Source organism: Syntrophaceticus schinkii (genome assembly GCF_000946815.1).
GTDB classification, from domain to species: domain Bacteria; phylum Bacillota; class DSM-12270; order Thermacetogeniales; family Thermacetogeniaceae; genus Syntrophaceticus; species Syntrophaceticus schinkii.
Genome location: NZ_CDRZ01000117.1, coordinates 1 through 2,655 on the forward strand (window position 1 = coordinate 1; position 2,655 = coordinate 2,655).

Consider the following 2,655-nt stretch of genomic DNA (forward strand, 5'->3'; position numbering starts at 1 on the left):
AACCTTTAGTTTATAGGGGTTTTTGCACCACAATAATCAAGCGGGTACCAATAAAATATTAGATGTTGTTAATTATAAGGGGGGTTTATCAATGCCGACAATCTTTCACAGCACTTCAGAAATGCTGAAAAGCTTACTTGATTCAGTGAAGGATGGAAGAATGCAGTTGCCAGACTTTCAAAGGGGTTGGGTATGGGATGATGAACGAATTAAAAAACTATTGGTAAGTATTCTAAAATCATACCCCATCGGTTCCGTAATGCTTTTGGAAACAGGTAATATAAATGATAAAATTAAACCACGTTTGGTGGAGGGTGTCAATTTAAATGATCCGCCGGAACCCCAACGGCTTATACTAGATGGGCAGCAGCGAATAACCTCTTTATATCAGGCTCTGTATCTTGATGAACCAGTAAAGACTCGTAATGATCGTGGAAAAGAAATAAAACGGTGGTATTACTTGGACATGGGTATTGCAACTGACCCCGATGCAGACAAAGATGATGCGATCATATCGGTTCCGGAAAATAAAATAATAACAGGCAAAGGTGGAGTAGTGATAGCCGATTATTCAACAATCGAAAAAGAATGTGAAGCCGGAGTGCTTCCAGTGCATTATTTGTTTAGTGCGGATAAACTTCTTAAATGGCAGAATCAATATTTTAGTACTGATATGCAAGATCGCTCCTTAAACTGGAGCAGATTTATGTCTGACGCATATTCTGCCTTTAATAATTATCAATTACCTGTAATAACTCTTTTAAATACGACTCCAAAAGAAGCAGTGTGTCAAGTATTTGAAAATGTAAATACAGGAGGTATGACGTTAAATGTTTTCGAGCTGCTGACAGCATCTTTTGCAGCTGATAATTATTCTTTGAGGGATGATTGGAGATTAAGGTATGAGGGTTTATCTAATGAAGAAGAACCCCAAGAAGAGCCTCAAGGATTTAAAAACAATCCTATTTTATCCGTGCTAGATAATACTGATTTTTTACAGACTATTGCACTACTTGTGACTTACAATCGAAAGAAGGGAAGGTCAGGTGCTGCAGTAAGCTGTAAGCGTCGTGATATATTAAACCTTGATGTAAATGAGTATAGAGAGTGGAATATTAAAGTTACAGAAGGATTTTATGAAGCCGCTAAATTTTTAATGGAGCAAAAAATCTTTTCAAAGCGCGATATTCCATACCCAACACAACTGATCCCTTTAACGGCAATTTTAGTGGAATTAGGAGCAAATGCCCATAACCAGAGTGTACGGGAAAAAATATCACGATGGTACTGGTGTGGGGTTTTTGGAGAACTGTATGGTGCTGCCATAGAGACTCGTTTTGCAAAAGACTTGCCCCAAGTAATTAGCTGGTTAAATGGTGGAGATGAACCCGATACAGTAAGCGAAGCGGCTTTTGATCCTAATAGGCTTTTAACACTGCGAACAAGAAACAGTGCAGCCTATAAGGGAGTACATGTTCTGCTCATGAAAGAAGGATGTAGAGATTTTATGTCAGGGGTTTCTGTGGATTTACAGACATATTATAATGAAAATATAGATATACACCATATTTTCCCTCAAGCTTATTGTAGGAAAAATAACATCCCGCGGGATCTTTATAACTCCATAATAAACAAAACACCCCTTTCCTCTAAAACGAACCGCTCTATAGGCGGAAATGCACCAAGTGTTTACTTAAATTACTTGAAAGAAGAGCAAAATATCCATACCGAAACACTTGATGAAATTCTTGGAACTCACCTTATCGATGTTGATGCCATGAGAAATAATAATTTTGATGTTTTTTTTGAGAAGAGAAAAGAAGCATTGTATCGCAAGATTCTTAAGGCTATGGGATAAAGAAGATATTATTGCCCTCAATATAACGGAGTTAATGACCAGCTTGAAATAGCCAGCTTGAGATGGATTGGCAGGTGAAGGAAGGAACCACCTTACCTGAGCAAAATCGCCGGTCTGGTTGACCGTGAAGAAACCGCGGACAAAAAACCTGAGATAAAGAGGTTCAGTTTTTATGTTAGATCTGCAAAATGAGATACTATAGAGATGAAAAAGAAAATAGCTACCGGGCGACAAGATTTCTAATGCTTTCTGAAAAGATGACATAGGGGCATCGCCTAAAACCTTGCAGGATTTTATAGCAGTACATGTACCATCTAACTGTACTGGTGAGCAACCATGTAACTTAGGATGGACAACAATTTTAACCTGTATTATGTATTAGAATCAGGTTAATAATACAGGTTTATATTGTTTTGTAATTGTAAGTTACATAGGGCTTGCTGAACAACAATAAAGTCCAAGAACTACAAGGGATTCACGACCTTTTTATCGAATAATATCCAAGGGAAATGCAAGAAAAACCCCAAAAACCTTGCACATGGAGGAAGAAAATGTACCGACGTCCCACAGGTCAGATGGTTCTTGAAGGCTTTATACTTCCCTTTGAAGGCAAACTCAGTGCCAATAACCGTTGGGTCAAATTGGCTGAAATAATACCTTGGTCAACGATTGAAAAGAATTACGCCGACCTGTTCCCGTCCAATGCCGGAACAGTGGCCAAACCCTTGCGTATGGCCCTGGGTGCGCTAATCATCAAAGAGAAATGCGGATTTACAGACCGGGAAACCGTGGAACAG

1 protein-coding gene and 1 pseudogene are annotated in these 2,655 nt (G+C 38.7%); both read left to right on the forward strand.

The window, feature by feature from the left end; genetic code table 11:
* Window positions 1–91 precede the first annotated feature (91 nt).
* The gene (locus SSCH_RS05985; protein ID WP_044664674.1) at window positions 92–1,858 is read left to right on the forward strand and encodes a DUF262 domain-containing protein; all 1,767 of its coding nucleotides are present in this window, start codon (window positions 92–94) and stop codon (window positions 1,856–1,858) included.
* Between the two features lie 551 nt (window positions 1,859–2,409).
* Window positions 2,410–2,655 (forward strand): annotated as a pseudogene (locus SSCH_RS05990) (IS5/IS1182 family transposase); the annotation flags it as partial.